At 69.7% G+C, this 17,364-nt stretch carries 17 protein-coding genes and 1 pseudogene; 9 read left to right on the top strand and 9 right to left on the bottom strand.

The features are described 5' to 3' along the window. Positions 1-9: 9 nt before the first annotated feature. The 4 genes and pseudogenes from OG293_RS37870 to OG293_RS37855 form a co-directional block, all read right to left on the bottom strand. Positions 10-705 (bottom strand): hypothetical protein, encoded by a 696-nt coding sequence (locus OG293_RS37870; protein ID WP_406003269.1) that lies wholly within the window; start codon positions 703-705, stop codon positions 10-12. Positions 706-864: 159 nt separating this feature from the next. Next, positions 865-1,110, bottom strand: coding sequence for a hypothetical protein (locus OG293_RS37865; protein WP_406003872.1), 246 nt, complete (start codon positions 1,108-1,110; stop codon positions 865-867). A gap of 236 nt (positions 1,111-1,346) precedes the next feature. Beyond that, a pseudogene (locus OG293_RS37860) lies at positions 1,347-1,667 on the bottom strand (alpha/beta hydrolase); the annotation flags it as partial. 168 nt (positions 1,668-1,835) lie between these two features. Next, positions 1,836-2,417 carry a TetR/AcrR family transcriptional regulator gene (locus OG293_RS37855; protein WP_406003268.1) on the bottom strand — a complete coding sequence of 194 codons (582 nt, stop codon included), beginning with the start codon at positions 2,415-2,417 and terminating at the stop codon, positions 1,836-1,838. A gap of 330 nt (positions 2,418-2,747) precedes the next feature. On the opposite strand from OG293_RS37855, the gene OG293_RS37850 reads away from it, so the two are divergent. Beyond that, complete coding sequence (locus OG293_RS37850; protein WP_406003267.1) at positions 2,748-4,181, top strand: SRPBCC family protein; 1,434 nt, start codon at positions 2,748-2,750, stop codon at positions 4,179-4,181. A 516-nt stretch (positions 4,182-4,697) separates the two neighbouring features. Next, positions 4,698-5,933 (top strand): PucR family transcriptional regulator, encoded by a 1,236-nt coding sequence (locus OG293_RS37845; protein ID WP_406003266.1) that lies wholly within the window; start codon positions 4,698-4,700, stop codon positions 5,931-5,933. A 416-nt stretch (positions 5,934-6,349) separates the two neighbouring features. Here OG293_RS37845 and OG293_RS37840 read toward each other — a convergent pair whose 3' ends face one another. The 5 genes from OG293_RS37840 to OG293_RS37820 form a co-directional block, all read right to left on the bottom strand. Continuing rightward, positions 6,350-7,528 (bottom strand): lactate 2-monooxygenase, encoded by a 1,179-nt coding sequence (locus OG293_RS37840; RefSeq protein ID WP_406003265.1) that lies wholly within the window; start codon positions 7,526-7,528, stop codon positions 6,350-6,352. Positions 7,529-7,530: 2 nt separating this feature from the next. After that, positions 7,531-7,758, bottom strand: a complete 228-nt coding sequence (locus OG293_RS37835) for a hypothetical protein (protein ID WP_406003264.1) — start codon at positions 7,756-7,758, stop codon at positions 7,531-7,533. A 61-nt stretch (positions 7,759-7,819) separates the two neighbouring features. Next, a complete protein-coding gene (locus OG293_RS37830; RefSeq protein WP_406003263.1) occupies positions 7,820-8,650 on the bottom strand; it encodes an SDR family NAD(P)-dependent oxidoreductase in 831 nt (276 codons plus the stop codon). An 87-nt stretch (positions 8,651-8,737) separates the two neighbouring features. After that, positions 8,738-9,691 (bottom strand): alpha/beta hydrolase, encoded by a 954-nt coding sequence (locus OG293_RS37825; protein ID WP_405997193.1) that lies wholly within the window; start codon positions 9,689-9,691, stop codon positions 8,738-8,740. Between the two features lie 372 nt (positions 9,692-10,063). Next, positions 10,064-10,780 (bottom strand): TetR/AcrR family transcriptional regulator, encoded by a 717-nt coding sequence (locus OG293_RS37820; protein WP_406003262.1) that lies wholly within the window; start codon positions 10,778-10,780, stop codon positions 10,064-10,066. Positions 10,781-10,832: 52 nt separating this feature from the next. Between OG293_RS37820 and OG293_RS37815 the strand changes: the two genes are divergently transcribed. From OG293_RS37815 to OG293_RS37785, 7 genes are all read left to right on the top strand, one after another. Further along, positions 10,833-12,332, top strand: coding sequence for a flavin-containing monooxygenase (locus OG293_RS37815; RefSeq protein WP_406003261.1), 1,500 nt, complete (start codon positions 10,833-10,835; stop codon positions 12,330-12,332). Positions 12,333-12,489: 157 nt separating this feature from the next. Continuing rightward, complete coding sequence (locus tag OG293_RS37810; RefSeq protein WP_406003260.1) at positions 12,490-13,989, top strand: long-chain-fatty-acid--CoA ligase; 1,500 nt, start codon at positions 12,490-12,492, stop codon at positions 13,987-13,989. A gap of 684 nt (positions 13,990-14,673) precedes the next feature. Beyond that, complete coding sequence (locus OG293_RS37805) at positions 14,674-15,648, top strand: 2-hydroxyacid dehydrogenase (protein WP_406003259.1); 975 nt, start codon at positions 14,674-14,676, stop codon at positions 15,646-15,648. Next, positions 15,645-16,031 (top strand): hypothetical protein, encoded by a 387-nt coding sequence (locus OG293_RS37800; protein ID WP_406003258.1) that lies wholly within the window; start codon positions 15,645-15,647, stop codon positions 16,029-16,031. The genes OG293_RS37805 and OG293_RS37800 overlap by 4 nt, the downstream gene beginning before the upstream one ends. Before the next feature lie 264 nt (positions 16,032-16,295). Further along, positions 16,296-16,457: a hypothetical protein gene (locus OG293_RS37795; protein WP_406003257.1), complete on the top strand. Its 162-nt coding sequence runs from the start codon at positions 16,296-16,298 to the stop codon at positions 16,455-16,457. 80 nt (positions 16,458-16,537) lie between these two features. After that, complete coding sequence (locus OG293_RS37790; RefSeq protein ID WP_406003256.1) at positions 16,538-16,729, top strand: toxin-antitoxin system HicB family antitoxin; 192 nt, start codon at positions 16,538-16,540, stop codon at positions 16,727-16,729. Further along, positions 16,726-17,022, top strand: coding sequence for a hypothetical protein (locus OG293_RS37785; protein WP_406003255.1), 297 nt, complete (start codon positions 16,726-16,728; stop codon positions 17,020-17,022). Before OG293_RS37790 ends, OG293_RS37785 begins: the two co-directional genes overlap by 4 nt. The last annotated feature ends 342 nt before the right edge of the window (positions 17,023-17,364 follow it).

The following is a 17,364-nucleotide window of genomic DNA, read 5'->3' as shown; positions in this document are numbered from 1 at the left end:
CCCGCAAGATCAGGCCGTCGCGGCGAGGATCGGCGCGGTCGTGGTCGCCTCGTCGTCGTCTTCCTGATGCTTGATCGCGTTGAACAGCAGGAAGACCATGACTGAAACCCACGTGACGATGAGAGCGAGCGGTGCCCAGAAGACCAGCAGGCCGTCCCACGCGAATGGCCCGGTTCTGGTCAGGAAGGCGATGGGGCCGGCCTCGAACATCACGGCTACCCAAGCGGTGAAATAGCCGAACCAGCGAGGGAATGGGGAGTGTGGCATCGTCGGTGTGCGGAGGCAGAACACGGCGACCGCAACGAACATGAAGATGAAGTACTGGACCGTCGTCGCCAGGGTCAGCATGCCCAGTTCGTGCATCAGGGCGGTGGCCTGTGGATCGCGCGACGGCGTGTACGCGGCGACTCCCCAGAAGATGGGCGGCAGCACCATGAAGATCGAGGACATGACGCCGCTGGCGCCCGCCGCTATCGACCAAACCCGGCGACCGCCCTCGAGCCGGCCGAGCTGCACCGCGATCACCACCGACAGCGGCAGCAGGAACGCGCTGGTCCATGAGGCGATCACCGCGCCCAGGCGGATGCGGGTGTGCCGGTGTGCGTACCAGTCCGAGATCTGCTCAATCGAGAGTGTGGCCCTCGGCGGCGGGATCATGTTGAACAGGAGCCCGAGGTTCAGGGAGTAGATGAGCAGGAGGGTCACGGCCCACCAGATCAGGATTCGCTGCGCTCGCTTCGACAAGGTACTCACTCCGCTTCCGTTGTGCCGGACGTTGTTTGAAATGGGGCCGTGTGACGCGGCGCAGTTCGGTGTCCATCGGCTGCCTGATGGCGTCTCCGCGCTGGGGCGGTCGCGGACCCGTCAGAGAACGTGGCGCAGGAACTCCGGCTGATCGGCGGCTCTCTGCTGTTGCGCGGTGCCGAGGTGGACATCCCTAGGGTCGAGCGGGTACTCCCGCAGCTCGGCGTGCGCACCCGCCGTCGCGGCCGCACGGCGGGCCGTGGCGGCCGGGGCGATGGTGTCGCACGGTGCGACCTGGACGAGCAGCGGGCAGGCAAGGCACGACGCGAACCTGATCGGCCGATCGAACCCCGTATGGAGTGCCATGCGCGCGCATAGCTCGTTGCGCCGGCTCGGCCCCGCGCCCGCGCTGTACAGGTGCTCGCCGCCCTCCCTCGCGAAGATCGCACGCGAGCCCGGTCCGCCACCACTGCCACGACGTACGGCGGGCGGCCGGTCCGTGCGCGTAGCCCATCGCGCAGTCCGTGTGCCGGCGAACGAGCGATATGACGCAAGCCGGCGGTACGGGCGAGCTGCAGCAGCAGCACCGGGATGCGGTCCATCGCGGGTGTCACCGAGATCGTCGCCGCGACGCGTCGGTCCTGGGCGGCAACCGCGACCACGTGCCCGCCCGGGTATGAGAATCCCGAGGGCACGATCCGCTCGGCATCGACGCCTGGTAGCCGGCGTAATGCTGCGATCGCAGCCTGCAGGTCTTCCCGCTGACGCCGCACCGACATGAGCTGACGGGGGAGCCCACCGGACTCGCCGCACCCGCGGTAGTCGAAGAGCAGGACATCGATGCCGGCTGCTGCGAACTCCTCGGCATAGCCGAGCAAGCTGTTGTCACGGGTGGCCGAGAAAGCCCGGCGCGATAACGGCACAACGGACGTCCGCCCGGCCCGTCGAAGGCGTCGCTTCCGGCGGGGAGATGCCAGGCGGCGCAGCGATCGCTGCCGCTGGCGAAAGTGATCTCGTGCATGGTTGGCTTCCTGCTCGATGTGGGCAGACGTCGATGCTTGCGACGCCGGGCCGTGGGCGGGAATGGGGGGTTATTGCCGCAGCGTGGCCTCGAGGTAGGCGATCAGCGCGACTCGGCCGTAGGCGATCACGTCGGGGTCAGGGTCGGTACGCTCCCGGAACGCGAGTTCGAGAGCCCGGTCCGCGAGTTCGACCGCCACCACGAATACGAGCAGGTCGGTCTGCGGCGCGATCAGTCCGGCTGCGACGGCCAAGCCATGCAAGCGCTCGGCGGTGCTGCGGTGGTAGCGCAGTACCTCGGCACGCACGGTCGGCGACACCCTTCCGCCCAGCCACAGCCGGGCGCCGTTGGGGTGGTCGCGGTAGTAGTCGGCGTAGGCGTCGATTTCGCGCTCGACGAATTCCGCGACTGACGTCGGCGCCCAGTCCGCCTCAACCGCGGCCACGTGGGCCGTGAGCCGTTCCAGGTGGCGCTCGACCAGCGCGTCGAGGATCTGCTCACGGTCGGCGAAGAAGCGGTAGAGCGACGCTGCGGTGATGCCGGCGCGATCGGCGATGACACGGGTGGTCACGGCATCGACGCCGCCCTCGTCGATGAGCCCGGCCGCCGCGTCCAGGATGCGTTTGACGGTCTCGCGGCTGCGGGTCTGCACGGGCTCCCGTCGCCGCGGCCGATCGGCCCCGGCCCCGTCCACTCCTGGTCGGGGCGAACCGGCGACCTGACTGCTCTTGACGGATCTTGGCATAACTGAAAACCTAACGCAACTCGCGTTCGTTTTTCAAGGGTGTCAGACGTGCCTGGTCGGTTCGAGCCACCGCACCTCGGTGTCGTGATTGTCGGGACCGGCTTCGGTGGCCTGGCCGTGTCCACACCAACGTCGCACCCCCGCTAGACACTTCGCGATCTCAGCAGGGAGAGCAGCATGTCGACCACACTTCCGACCTCGTACCGTCCCACCTCCGAACACCCATCGCTGTGTCAGGTGGCCTTCTCCGTCATCGACCTCGCGCGCACCGAGCGGTGGTTCCGCGAAGGGCTCGGCTTCTGGCCGGCAGGTGGGGCGCGAGCGGTGATGCGCGGCCCGCTGGCGTCGGCGGTGCAGGGCCTGCCGCGCGTCGCCTCGACCTGCCGGTGGCTGGTCGATCGCAACGAGTGGTTTCAGCTTGAGATGTTCCAGTTCGAGCGCCCGCTGGCGCGGCTGATGCCGCCCGACCGGACGCCGAATGACATCGGGTACTCGCGCATCGGTGTCTGGGTCGCCGACTTCGACGAGACCCTGCTTCGGCTGGCGCGGCTCGCCTCACCGCCAATCACCGCCCCGGTCGGCCCACCCGGTGCGCGACGAGCCTGCGTGCGCAACCCCGACGGCGTTTTCGTCGAGATCATGGAGGACGACCCGCTGGGCGGTGCCGCACGGAGTGCTGCCCGGGCGACGTGTTCGGTCGCGCTGCGGTCGGTCACCCTGTCGGTGCCGGATCTCGCCCGCTCGGCCGCGTTCTTCGACGGACTTGGCCTCGCCCGCTCGACCGACGCGCTGCGCACACCCGAGCACGAGTCGTTGTGGGGCCTGCCAGGCGCGCAGACCCGCAGCGCCGTGTACCTCGCCGGCGACTTCCTGGTGGAGGTCGTCCAGTACCTCGATCCGGTCGGGCGGGACCGCCCGGCGGATCACCGGATCTCTGATCAAGGCATACTCAACATGGCCTTCGGCGCGCGCTCGCGACGCGACCACGACGACCTGTACCAACGGGCACGCCGTGCCGGAGCGGTGCCGAACACCAAGCCGCGTCACCTGCCCGGCGCCGGCGTCGTCTACGTCAATGATCCTCAGCAGTTCTCCGTCGAGCTGATGTGGATGTCGGCGAAGTCCGACAAGCACTGGGGATTCACCGCGAAGCGGGCCGACCGGCGACCGAAGGCCGACACCCACGCCATCGAGCAGACGGTGCGCATCGCCGCACCCGTCGGTGCCACCTGGGACGTCATCACCGACCACGACAACATGGCCAGCTGGCTCGGCATCGGCTCTGCGCGACGCATCGTCGACGGCACGCCCGGTCGAGACGGCCGCGGATCGCAACGGCTGCTGAAGCTGCCCGGGACAACAACGACAGAACAGGTCGTGACCTTCGAGCCACCGACCACATATCGGTACCGGGTGATCAATGGATCGCCGTTCATCTGTCACCAGGGCGAGATCTCACTTCGCGCCGATGGAGAGGAGACTGAGCTCACCTGGACGATCCGCTTCCGGCCAAAGGTAGTTGGCAGCGGACGCCTGCTGCGCATCGCACTGTCCATTGCGCTCGGCCGCGTGTTGCGCTCCGGTCTGAAGCCGCACGTCGAAATCGGTCACGCAACGCATGCCGGGCACACGACTGCGCCTGAGGACGGCCCGTCAGCGCCCACACGATGACCGCAGCGGCCTGCTCCGATGGCTGCTCGACCTCTTGCCCCGCCCGCTGGCCGCGGACGGGCCGTGGCGCGGATTGGGACCGGGCAGAGGCCGCTTTCCACACCTTGCTCGACCGGCTGGAGCCTGGCCGGCGAGCTGCGGAGTGACAGGCGATCGACCGCACCGCCGGCCGAGGAGCTGGGGGTCGAGGAGCGCGGGCCCGAATTCCGCCGCGCCTTCGTTACGGCAGCGGCGGAGCCGACGGGCCTGATCGATGGCCTGGAGAGGCCGCAGCCCCTGGGTGACCGGAACGCAGCCGCAGGTGAACAGCCACAGAGCAGCACAAGCTGCCGCACGGTAAGGCTCGTGCAATGGTGGACGGCCACCAGCAGTACCCAGTCCGCCTACGGCAGGATCGCCCCTGGAACCTGACGCGACGAGCGCGGCACGATCGAGTGGAACCGATCACCGCTGCCACCAGGATGCGTCGCATGCCCTGGCTTGTGGGGTGATGGTGTGCGACGGCACACTGCACGCATGAGGACGTTGAAGCCGACCACGCGGACCTTCGAGCTTGTCGCCGTGATCGCGGATCGCCTGGCCCTCGAGTTCGACGAGACCGTTGCCGAGATGGATGCTGCCGCGATCGAGGCGGTCCCGGCGTTCGGGGCCGACGCCGCGATCGTGGCCGAACTGACCGCCAACCACCGCAGCCACCTGCAACGATTCCTCAGCTATGCGCGGGACGCGGAGTCACCCCTGCCGATCGGGATCCCACCCGAAGCACTCGACGGCGCCCGCACGATCGCGCGTCGGGGTATCGCCCTCGACGCGATCTACGAGAGCGCTCGGCGCGGCCAGCAGGTCGCGCTCGAACATTGGATGGCCTGCGCGTACGAGGTCGTCGGTCCCGGGCCCGAACTGATCGGCGTCACCGAACTCTCGCTCTCGCTCGCCTTCCGCTACGTCGACCAGACGCTCCGTATCACGCTCGCCGAGGCCCAGCGCGAGCGCGAGGAGATCATCGGCGGCGCGCTCGCCAGGCGCACCGAGACCGTCCGGCTGATCCTCGACGGCGCGCCCGTCGACCCTGCGGTCGCCGGTCAGCGGATGGCTTACGCGCTCGACCGGAGCCACACTGCAGTCGTCGTCTGGGCCGAGTCGCCCGGCGCGCCGCACGGAGCGTTGGAGTCGGCAGCGTCGGTGCTCGCCCGTGCTGCAGGCGCACGCAAGCCCCTGACGCTTCCGGCGGGCACAACCACGCTGTGGGCCTGGATGAGTATCGACGACGAACCACCCATCGAGGAGCTGCGCTCGGCGATGGATCGGACGCATGACGGCCTGCGGGCCGCGATCGGCCCCACCGGTCATGGCATCGCCGGCTTTCGTGCCAGCCACGAGGCTGCTCTGACCGTGCACCGTCTGCTCCTCGGCAACCCCGACAGCGAACGGCTCGCGTCCTACCGGGAGCTCGAAGTCACCGTGCTTGCCGCGCAGGATCCACGCCATGCCGCCGAGTTCGTCGCGACCACACTCGGGCCGCTTGCCGAGGAGGACTCTGCGGCGGCGCGACTGCGCGAGACGCTCCGCGTCTATCTCGAGGAGGCCGAGAACGCGCCGCGTGCCGCCGCCCGCCTGTACACCCACCGGAACACGATCCTCAAGCGCATCGCGCGGGCGACCGAGCTGCTCGGCTACCAGCCGGGTGAGCGACGGCTCGCAGTCGAGTTGGCGCTCGAGCTCAGGCGCCGCCTCGGACCGCCCACCGGCTGAGCGCGCCGGGGTCGGCCATGGCGGCAAGGACTCGCGCCTGGGACCTGGTCGGCGGCGCGACGGCGGTGGCTGCGCGGCGGGCGTGCTGGTCCGCGCGATCTGGGGACCGAGGCTCCGCTGTCTTCGTACCGACACCGCTGTCTTCGTACCGACACCGCTGTCTTCGTACCGACACCGCTGTCTTCGTACCGACACCGCTGTCTTCGTACCGACACCGCTGTCTTCGTACCGACACCGCTGTCTTCGTACCGACACCGCTGTCTTCGTACCGACACCGCTGTCTTCGTACCGACACCTCCGGGGCAGTCAATGTGCCGTCGACCAGGGGAGGTTGGCATCGGCTCCGTGCGAACTGCTGACGAAGGACTCGCCCTGGGCGCTGGTCGGCGCCCGGGGTGAGGGTTCGGCTGCGTGGTTCAGACCCGCCTGAGCAGCGCGTCAGGGCCCAGGTCGGCGATCGACCGGTAGCCGTCGATGGCCATCAGCAGGTCCGCTTCGGCCAGCAGCGATTTCAGGACGTGCACGATGCCGTCGTCGCCGCCGAGCGCGAGCCCGTATGCGTAGGGGCGGCCGACCGCGACGGCCGTCGCGCCCAGAGCGAGGGCCTTGACGATGTGTTCCCCGCTGCGCACACCGGAGTCGAAGATGACCGGGGTGCTGCCTGCGGCCTCCGCCACGGCGGGGAGCAGCTCGATCGCGGGGATGCCGCCGTTCGCCTGGCGGCCGCCGTGGTTGGAGACGTAGATGCCGTCGACGCCGCCGTCGATCGCGCGCCGTGCGTCGTCGGGGTGGCAGATGCCCTTGAGCAGCAGCGGCAGCGTGGTCATCGACCGCAGCCATGCCAGGTCGTCCCAGCTGAGTGTCGGGTCGGCGAATTCCGAGGCCCATACGAGCGCCGCGGCCCGCACATCCTCCTCCGGGGGCTTGGCGAGCTTGGCCCGGAACACCGGATCGGAGAAGTAGTTGGCCAGGCAGTGGCCTTGCAGCTGCGGGAAGTTGCCGATTCCCAGGTCGCGCGGGCGCCAGCCCAGCTGCCAGGTGTCGAGGGTGACGACGATGCCCTTGAAGCCGGCCGCCTCGGCGCGCGACACCAACGACTGCGCGACCTCGCGGTCCTTGGGGGTGTAGAGCTGGAAGAACCCGGGCGTGTCACCGAGCTGCGCGGCGACGTCCTTAAGCGGGTCGACCGAGAGTGTCGAGGCGATCATCGGCACGCCCGACTTCGCCGCGGCGCGCGCGGTCGCGAGGTCGCCGTGGCCGTCCTGCGCGCACAGGCCGATGACCCCGACCGGAGCCAGCAGGAGCGGTGTCGGCAATGACATCCCGAAGAGGTCGATCGAGAGGTCGCGCTGGGCGGCGCCGCTCAGCATCCGCGGGATCAGGCCCCAGCGGTCGAACGCGGTGACGTTGGCGTCCTGGGTGTACTCGTTACCGGCCCCGCCCGCGACATAGGACACGATGTCCGGCGGGAGCGCAGCGTGAGCGCGGGCCTCGAGCTCCGCATAGGTGAACGGCAGGTTCTCGCGCACACCCGACAGGCCGCGCATGTAGACCTCAAGCTGGAAATCGCCGAAATTCGGCTTCGCGTTCATCATGATCAGCCGAACCGGCGGGCGGGGGGCGAGGAGATGCAGGTGAGCCCGTACATGAGTTGGGCCTCGGGCGCGACGGTGCGGTTGCGCCCCACCGCACGCAGGACGTTCAGCGCGACATGCTGGGGCGGGTAGCCGCGACGCTCGTACATTTTCTGAGCCCGGGTGGACCGTCCGTCGGGGTCGGTGCCGGTGACGAGGACGACATGGTTGTTGAGGTTTCTGACTTTCATGGCTGGCTCCGGTTCCTGGTCGTGCACGCGGACGGTGGGACACGCGCTCTCGACGAAGCATTCATCCCTTGTTGGCCATGACGGCCCAGCGTACGGCGATCCAACGTCCGACGGGCGGGGAGATACGGCTCGCGTAGTACAGGGCGTGGGCCTCGAAGCCGGCGGGGGCGACGGCACGGTTGCGAGCGACGGCGCGCAGGATGGTCTTGGCGACCTTCTCGGGTCGGGCGCCGGTCCTCTGGAAGAAGCTGAGGACGTTGTCTGCCCGCTCCTCGGCGTTTGCCCCGCGGACCGGGCCTGTGCGGATGATCGGCGTGTTGGTCGGCCCCGGGCAGGAGGCGGTGACGCCGATCTTGTGGGGGCGCATCTCCATGCGCAGGACCTGGGAGAGCCCGAAGACCGCGAACTTGGTGACGGAGTAGGAGGACATGGAGGGGGCGGCCATGTAGCCGGCCGCCGAGGAGACGTTGACGACGTGGCCGCCGCGACCGCGCTCGATCATCCGGGGGAGGAAGCGTTCGCAGCCGTGCACGACGCCCTTGACGTTGACCGCCAGCTGCCGGTCCCAGTCCTCGGGCCGGGTGTCGAGGAGACCGCACCAGACGCCGATGCCGGCGTTGTTGATGAGTACGTCGACGGTGTCGAACCGGGCGTGAACGGCGTCGGCGAATTCGTCCATGGCCGCAGGGTCGGCGACATCGACCGTCTGCGCGAACACCTCGCTGCCGAGGGCGCGGGCAGCCGCCGCGGTCTCGTTGAGTCCGGCTTCGTCGCGGTCGCAGAGGACGAGTATGGCGCCGCGCTGGGCGCTGAGCAGGGCGGTGGCGCGGCCGATGCCGCTGCCGGCGCCGGTGATGAGGACGACCTTGCCGTTGAGGTTCTTGAGTTTCATGGGTGGCTCCAGTCGAAGGCGATGGCTGATGCGGTGGGGGCAGGCGCGCCCGGCTTCCGCGACTGCGCTCGGGTGATGAGTCCGGGATCAGGGTTCTTTGTGACGGGGGGCAGACGTCTGGTGGCGAGTGGGGCTCGGTGCGAGGGTGTGGCGCAGGAATGTGAGCTGATCGGCCAGCGCGTGTGCCTGCGCCGGGCCGGTGTAGACGTCGAGATGGTCGATGGGGTACTCCACCAGCTGGGCCCGGCTGCCCGCCTTCGCGGCGGCCCGGCGTGCGGGCGCCGGTGGCACGAGTTGGTCGTGGGTCCCGGCCTGGATGAGCAGCGGGCAGGAGACACGGGAGGCGAACTTGATCGGTCGGTTGAACGCCACTTGGAGTGCTGTGCGTGCGCATACCTCGTTGCGCCAGGCCGGGCCGGCGACGGCGCGGTAGGCCGGCAGGAGCCCTCGCTTGACCATGATGGCGTTCGAGCCGGGCTCTCCGCCCACCGGAACGAGGAGAGGGGTGCGGCCGGTGACGGCCCTCAGTGCATCACGGAGACCGTTGACGGTGGCCCTGATCAGGTGCAACGGGCCGCCGTTGCGTGCCAGTTGCCGGACGACGGTGATGCCGTCCATCGCCGGCGTCATCGAGATGACTGCCGCCACGTGCTGGTCCCGGGCAGCGACCGCGACGACGTGGCCGCCCGCGTAGGAATTGCCCCAGAGCACGATCCGGGCTGGGTCGATGCCCGGCAGCCGACGAGCCGCGGTGATGGCTGCGTGATAGTCCTGCCGCTGGCGCAGGAAGGAGACGTCCTGTCGTGGGGTTCCGGTCGAACCGCCGAATCCACGGTAGTCGAAGAGCACGACGTCAAGGCCGGCAGTCGCGAGGCCCTCGGCGTAAGCCTGGAGGCCGCCGTCGCGGGTGCCCCCGAAGCTGGGCGCCATGACGACGCACGGCCGTCCGCCTGCGCCGGCGAACGCGTCACCGGTCCCCGGGAGATGCCAGGCGGAGCAGTGGTCTTTGCCGCTGGGAAAGGTGATCTCGTACATGGACATGGTTCCGTTCCTGGTCGGTGGGGAGTGAGGGTGTGGCCGTTCGGGGGGCCGCCGGCCGGAGCGCGCGCTCTGTCCGGCGCTGCGTCGTGGCGTTGGGCGACCAACGTAGGGCGGTGGTGCGCCGGAGGGAATGGCCGTACGCACATACTTGGGCTTCTGGGGTGTGCTGTGGCACACCGAGAGTTCGCCGGGTCCACCAACAGCGCGGCCATGCGGCCGGATCTGTCTGGGACCGGTGACGGCACCGGCGCCGCCGGCCACTCGTCTCCGGTGACCGGTGCCGCCGAGTCCGGTGGTGCCGATGGTGCGGTGGTGCCGATGGTGCCGATGGTGCGGTGGTTGCTGTGCGGTGTTTGTGTCGGGTGGTGGGTGCTATTGCGGTAGTGCGGCCTCCAGGTAGGCGGTGAGTGCGATCCGGCCGTGGCGGATTACGTCGGGGTCGGGGTCGCGGCGCTCGCGGAAGGCGAGGTCCAGGGTTCGGTCGCCGAGTTCGACCGTCATGACGAAGGGGAGCAGTTCGGTCTGTGGGGTGGTCAGGCCGGCCGTGACGGCCAGGCTGTGCAGGTGTTCGGCGGTGCGGTGGTGGTAGCGCCGGACCTCGGCCCGCACGGTGGGTGAGACCCGCCCGTCGAACCACAGCCGGGCGGCGTTGGGATTCGCCTGGAAGTAGGCGGCGAAGGAGTCGAGCTCGCGTCCCACGAGCTGTGTCAGTGACGCGGGCGACCAGCTCTCCTCCGCCCCGGCGAGGAAGGCGCTGAGCCGTTCGAGGTGCTGTTCCATCAGCGCGTCGAGGACCTGGTCACGGTCGGCGAAGAAGCGGTAGAGCGACGGTGCGGTGATACCGGCGCGCTCGGCGATGGCACGGGTGGTGACGGCGTCGACGCCGCCCTCCTCCAGGAGGGCGGCTGCGGCGTCGAGGATCCGCTCGACGGTCTCGCGGCTGCGGGCCTGGACCGGCTGCCGGCGGCGCGGGCGGCCGGGTCCGGCCGGGTCCGGCCCGGGGCTGGACGGTTCGGGGCTGGACGGTTCGGGGCTGGACGGTTCGGGGCTGGACGGTTCGGGTTCTGGGCTCTTGACGACTGCTGCCATGAATGGGAGGTTAACGCGAATCACGTTAGCTTTTCTAGAGGGGCTGGCACGCATGACCGCTGAGTTCGAGCCGCAGCATCTGCGCGTTGTCGTTGTCGGGGCCGGATTCGGCGGGCTGGCCGCGGCCCACGCGCTCAAACACCAGGGGGAAGACTTCGCCGTACTGGAACGCGAGCAGGAGGTGGGCGGCGTCTGGCGGGACAACACCTACCCGGGCTGCGCCTGCGACATCCCGTCGAACCTGTACTCGCTGTCCTTCGCACCCAACCCGCGCTGGACCCGCGCCTTCTCCCCGCAGTCCGAGATCCGCGACTACCTGCACCGGGTCGCCCGCAAGCACCGGCTGCTCCCCCACATCCGCTTCGGCTGCCGCCTGCTGGAGGCAGCCTGGGACGACACCGCGCAGCGCTGGCGGATCGAGACCAGCGCCGGACCGCTGACCGCTGATGTGCTCATCGACGGCAGTGGCCCCATCGCCGAGCCCTCGCTCCCGCAGTTGCCGGGCCTGGACGGTTTCGCCGGTGAGGTGTTCCACTCGGCCCGCTGGAACCATGACCTCGATCTGGCCGGCCGCACCGTGGTGGTCGTCGGTACCGGTGCCTCGGCGATCCAGTTCGTGCCCGCGATCCAGCCGGTCGTCGGGCGGATGACGGTGGTGCAGCGGACGGCGCCGTGGGTCACCCCGCGGATGGACCGTGCGACAACCCGGATCGAGCGGCGGCTCTACGCGGTGGTGCCCTGGCTGCAGCGGCTGGTGCGCCGCCGGCAGTACTGGATGCGTGAGCTGGTGATGTGGAAAATCATGGTGTCGCCGCGGGTACGGCGGACCGCGACCAGGGCCGCACTGTGGCAGCTGCGCCGCCAGGTGCCCGACCCGGCACTGCGCAAGCGGCTGACCCCGGACTGGGAGCTGGGCTGCAAACGCATCCTGATATCCAACAACTGGTATCCGGCCCTGTCGGCACCCAATGTCGAGGTGGTCAGTGCCGGCATCCGCGAGGTACGGGCGGACTCGGTGGTCACCACCGACGGCCGCGAGCACCCCGCCGACGTGATCGTCTTCGGCACCGGGTTCCACGTCAGCGACCCGCCGATCGCGCAACACCTGCGCGGACGCGACGGACGGACCCTGGCCGAGTGCTGGAACGGCAACCCGCACACCTACCTCGGCGTCACCGTGACCAACTTCCCCAACCTGTTCCGCCTCGGCGGCCCCGGCAGCGCGACCGGCCACAACTCCCACGTGTTCCAGGAAGAGTGCCAGGTGGCGTATGCCATGGACGCGCTGCGCCTGATGCGCGCACGCGGCATCACCAGCATCGAGGTCCGCGCCGCGGAACAGCGCGCCTACGTCGGGCAGCAAACAGCAAAGCTGGCGCGCACGGTCTGGTCGGTCGGCGGCTGCCAGAGCTTCTACCAGGGCACAGACGGCGTGGCCTGGGGCAACTGGCCCGACACGACCTGGAAGTACCGCCGCCTGACCCGACGCTTCGACCCCGCCCCCTACCAACTACGCACCACCACCACCGCCGTCACACCCGCAACGAACTGAACCCGACCCCGCCCCCTACGAACTGCGCACCACCACCACCGCCGCTGTCACACCCGCAGCGAACTGAAACCTCCCCACCACTTCCCAACTTCCCATTCCATCCCGATCCCGAATTGCCATCCCGAATTGCCATCCCGAACGACAGGGAGACCTGGTCATGACCAACCTCGCGCACAGCCTGGCCGCGTCGGCGGCACGCGACGGCGACGCCCCCGCGATCCGCCTCGGCGACACGCTGCTGACCTATGCGCAGCTCGACAAAGCCAGTGCCCGCGTGGCGGGACTGCTGCGCGACCGGGGCGTGCAGCCCGGCGACCGGGTCGGCATCATGCTGCCCAACGTGCCGCAGTTCGCCGCGGTGTACTACGGCATCCTGCGCGCCGGCGCCGTGGTGGTACCGATGAACGTGCTCCTCAAGGCACGTGAGGTGGCGTTCTACCTGGGTGACTCGCAAGCGAAACTGGTGCTGGCCTGGCACGGGTTCGCCCAGGACGCCCAGGCCGGCGCAGCGGCCGCGGGCACCGAGTGCCTGCTGGTGACACCAGGCGATTTCGAGACCCTGCTCGCCATCACCACCGCGCAGCCCGCGGTCGTGGAGCGCGACGCGTCGGACACCGCCGTCATCCTCTACACCTCGGGCACCACCGGCACCCCCAAAGGCGCCGAGCTGACCCACGCCAACCTGACCAGCAACACCAAGGTCTCCATCGACCTGTTCTCCCTCACCGCCGGTGACACGGTGCTCGGCGCGCTGCCGCTGTTCCACGTCTTCGGCCAGACCTGCGGCCTGAGCGCCTCGATCACCGCCGGCGCCTGCCTGGCACTGGTGCCGCGCTTCGACGCGCACGCAGTACTCGAAACGATCCAACGCCACCGGGTCAGCATCTTCCAGGGCGTGCCCACGATGTATGTCGGACTGCTGAGCCACCCGGAACGGTCGACGTTCGACACGCACAGCCTGCGGCTGTGCGTCTCCGGCGGCTCAGCGATGCCGGTGGAGGTACTCCACGCCTTCGAGGCCGAGTTCGGCTGCATCATCGTGGAAGGCTACGGCCTCTCCGAAACCTCGCCCGTGGCCTCGTTCAACCACCCCGACCGGGTCCGCAAGCCCGGGTCGATCGGCCAGCCCGTCGACGGAGTGGAGATGACCCTGCTGGACCTCGCAGACGGCATCGGCGAGATCGCCATCCGCGGCCACAACATCATGAAAGGCTACTGGGGCCGCCCCGAGGCCACCGCCGAAGCGATCGACACCGACGGCTGGTTCCGCTCCGGCGACCTGGCCCGGGTCGACACGGACGGCTACTACTACATCGTCGACCGCAAAAAGGACCTCATCATCCGCGGCGGCTACAACGTCTACCCACGCGAGATCGAAGAACTCCTCTACACCCACCCCGCCGTCCGCGAAGCCGCCGTCATCGGCATCCCACACCCCGAACTCGGCGAGGAGATCTGCGCCGCCGTCGCACTCAAAGACGGCACCACCGCCACCCCCGAGGAACTACGCGAGCACATCAAAGCCCAGGCCGCAGCATACAAATACCCCCGACACATATGGATCGTCCCGGACCTGCCCAAAACCCCCACCGGCAAAATCCTCAGACGCAACGTCAAAGCACCAGCAAACATGACCAACCCACAGACCAACAGCTGAACCCACCCCCCCAAAGCCACCACCAGCCACCACCAGCCACCACCACCCCCAACCACACAACACACACCCCGCCACCCCCCACCCCCACAACCCGCCTCCCGACACACCCAACCGGGCGCGACCCGCAGATACGCCTGGGGCGTGTTCGCGATGGCGTTCGACACCTTGCACTAGCGATGGCGAGCGTGTGGCCCAGAGCCTCTTCCCCCTACCCCAAGGAGAAGCACCCTGTCAGCCGCAGCCACCCCCACCGGTCGCCCCACCGCCGAGCGCATCCCGCCCACCGGGCTGACCCCCGTCCCCGAAGCGGACCTGATCTTCCCCCGGCCGCCGGTCTTCGACAATGCGGCCACCGAGCGGCGCCACCGCTTCGAACAGATCTCGCGAACCGATCCGGATCTGTTCGAATGAGCTGGCGAACGGCCCCCACATGCGACACAGCGGCGCCCGCCGTGTGCTGCGGCCACCCGTACGCCTGGAGGGACGGCCTCGACGGTGTGGCCGGCGTCAGCCACGTACTGCGCGGCCTGCTCGCCGAGTTCGGCTCAGCCCGGCCCTGTCCGGCTGGACCCGGCCCGCCGAGCTCACCCCTGGCGTCCTGGTCCGCGCCGGGGATAGCCCCTGGTGACGGTCGGCCGAGTCCGATACCGAGCCCAGCCCACCCAACCTTCGCAGGAGCCAGCCATGACCGACCGCAAGACCGTCCTCGTCGTCGTACCGCCGCACGTCGGCGGACGCCAGGTCGGCGCCGCCTTCGCCGCAGCCTTCGCCGACCGGGCCGACGTGACGGTGGTGGAGACCACCGGCGAGGATCCGGAGGCGCTGTCCCGCGCCCAGGTCCTGGTCACCGCCCTCGCACCGGTCACCGGGGCGGACATCCAGGCCGCGCCGCACCTGGAGTTCGTCCAGTGCTCCAGCCACGGCTTCGACTACGTGGACCTGGACACCGCACGCGCCCGGGGGGTGACGGTGTGCAACATCGGCTCCACCGGCGCCGAGCACCGGGAGGTCGCCGAGCACACCCTCGCGCTCCTGCTCGCCCTCGCCAAGCAGCTCGTCCCGGCCCATACCGCGCTCGCCGCCGGCGACTGGGCCATGGACCGCCTGCGGCCGTCGCTGACCGGACTCGCGGGCAGGACTCTCGGCCTGGTCGGTTTCGGGGTGGTCGCCCAGGAGGTGGCCCGGCTGGCCGCCGCGTTCGACATGACGGTGCTGTACACGGCGCGCAGCGAGCACGCCGAGGCAGCCGAGCGGTACGACGCGCGCCGCGCGCCGCTCGAGGAACTGCTGCGGAGCTCGGACGTGGTGTCGCTGCACGTCCCCCTCACCGAGGAGACCCGGCAGCTGCTCGACGCCGACCTGCTGTCGCTGCTGAAGCCCACCGCGTTCCTGATCAACACGGCCAGGGGCGCCCTCGTCGACCAAGAGGCCCTCGCGGAGGCGCTGGAGGCCGGCCGGATCGCCGGCGCCGGCCTCGACGTCTTCGACCCCGAGCCCCCGGGACCGGAGCTTCGGCTGCTGCGCGCGCCCAACGTCGTGCTCACCCCGCACATCGCGGGCGCCACCCGCGACACCGTGCCCCGGATCGTCACGGCCGCGATGGAGAACACCACGGCATACCTGGACGCCAAGCCTCCGCGCGACGTGGTCTTGGGATGACGAGGAGAGCCCATCAGGGCAAGCGGCTGTACGGAACCGCTGTCTGCCGTTGGAAAGCCTCGCGCAGGGTGCGCGGCCACAGGGAGTCGGCGACGATCCCCTCAGGCGACCAGCTCCTCGGCGAGTCCTATGGTGCACAGCCGCCCGACTCCTCGATCTGCTCGGCCGCGGCGAAGACGGTGCCTTCCGACACCGCCTGTCGGCCTCGCCGTGCGGGGTCAGCGGCGAGGTACGCGTGGGGAGCCTTCGAGGGCCTGGGCGTGCAGGGCGGCCAGGAGGTCGCCGGTGCGGGCGTGCGGGGTGGCGACCACGGATTCCTCGCCGAGGTTGTCGATACCGAACAGGCCGACGAGGGCCTTGGCGACCTTGGCCCGGTGAGCTGACCCACCTCCGCATCGCCTACACCGGCGCCACCTCGCCATCCGGCAGCCTGCCTTCCTCGTAGCCGTCCCGGAGATCGAGCAACTGCATACGCTGGCCACCGCCGCATGACAACCGGTGTCCACGATCACGGGAAAGCCCCCGACGGCCCTCCCCCACATGTCTGGACATGGCCGAGGACCGATCCGCCGGCGCTTCTCGTTCGCTCCCGTGGCCGGTGGCGCTGGGCAACCGTCACGGCTCGCCAAGACCGCGCGGACGGGCAGGTGGTATATCAGGTAGCGGTGGACCTCGGGGGCTCCGCCTCGGTCACCACGCGGTTGTACGCCTGGCCGCAGCCCGGGCTACGGGTGGGGCACCGCAGCGCCTCCGAGCCCTCGGACCGGCTGCCGATCGGCACGTCCATGCCGTACGCGCCCCCGTGGTGATCCCGTGGTTGCCGCTTCGCTTGTACATGCGAAGCGGCAACCATCTGATGCAACCGGAATTCGGTTGCTAAAGTGGTGGCATGGCTGTGATGACGCTCCGCATCCCCGATGACCTCGACCCGTCGATTCGCGCCGGCGCGACCGCGGCGGGCCTGTCCCTGAACGCGTACATCGTTCGCGCCGCACGTCGTCAGGCCGTGCTCGACGCTGCCCAGCAGCTCGCCGAGCTCGGGCTCGGCGACGACCTGTGCGGCGAGGGCGACACTCTGTGAAGCGTGGGGAGATCTGGACACTCGGCGACGGCCGCAACGTGCTCGTCGTGTCGCTCGACGGCCTGGAGCAGTCGTACGGCGCGGTCCTCGCGATCGTGCTGCACCCCTCCGGCCGCTTCCCGGACACCGCGATGTCGGTCGTGCTCGACGAGCTGCTGCCGAGCACCGCGGTCGCCGTCAACATCCAGCAACTGAGGGTTGCCCGGTTCGACGGCGCGAAACTGCTGGGCACCGTCGATTCGGCGGCTATGGAGCGCGTCGGTCAGGCGCTCCGCGCGGTACTGGACCTCTAAAGCAGCGCGCAACAGCGCCCCGCCACCCGGAAGTTCGGGGGCGGGGCGCTGCTCTTCCGCAGGTCCGCTACGGGGGCGCGGGCCTGCGGGGTCGTCGTAGGCGATCTCCGCCGTGGGGTGGTCGTCGGGCAGGCCCGACGGGTCGCAGCGTCTTCAGGTCGTAGACGACTCCTGCGACGCCCCAGACCTGCGGTCCGCCGACCCATGCGGCCAGGTGCCCCGTGCGAAGGTGCGGGCAGTCCCGTACGGAGACTCGGGCGCACGGCAGGCACAGCGGGAGTGAGGCCGGTGGCGGTGAGGCAGCCGTCGATGAGGTGGGGCCTGTTCTGGGTTCTGCGTAGT

It is taken from the genome of Streptomyces sp. NBC_00829 (genome assembly GCF_045161795.1).
Taxonomy (GTDB): Bacteria; Actinomycetota; Actinomycetes; order Streptomycetales; family Streptomycetaceae; genus Streptomyces.
Note: the sequence above shows the minus strand (reverse complement) of the source record. Positions and strands in the feature narration are given on the sequence as shown.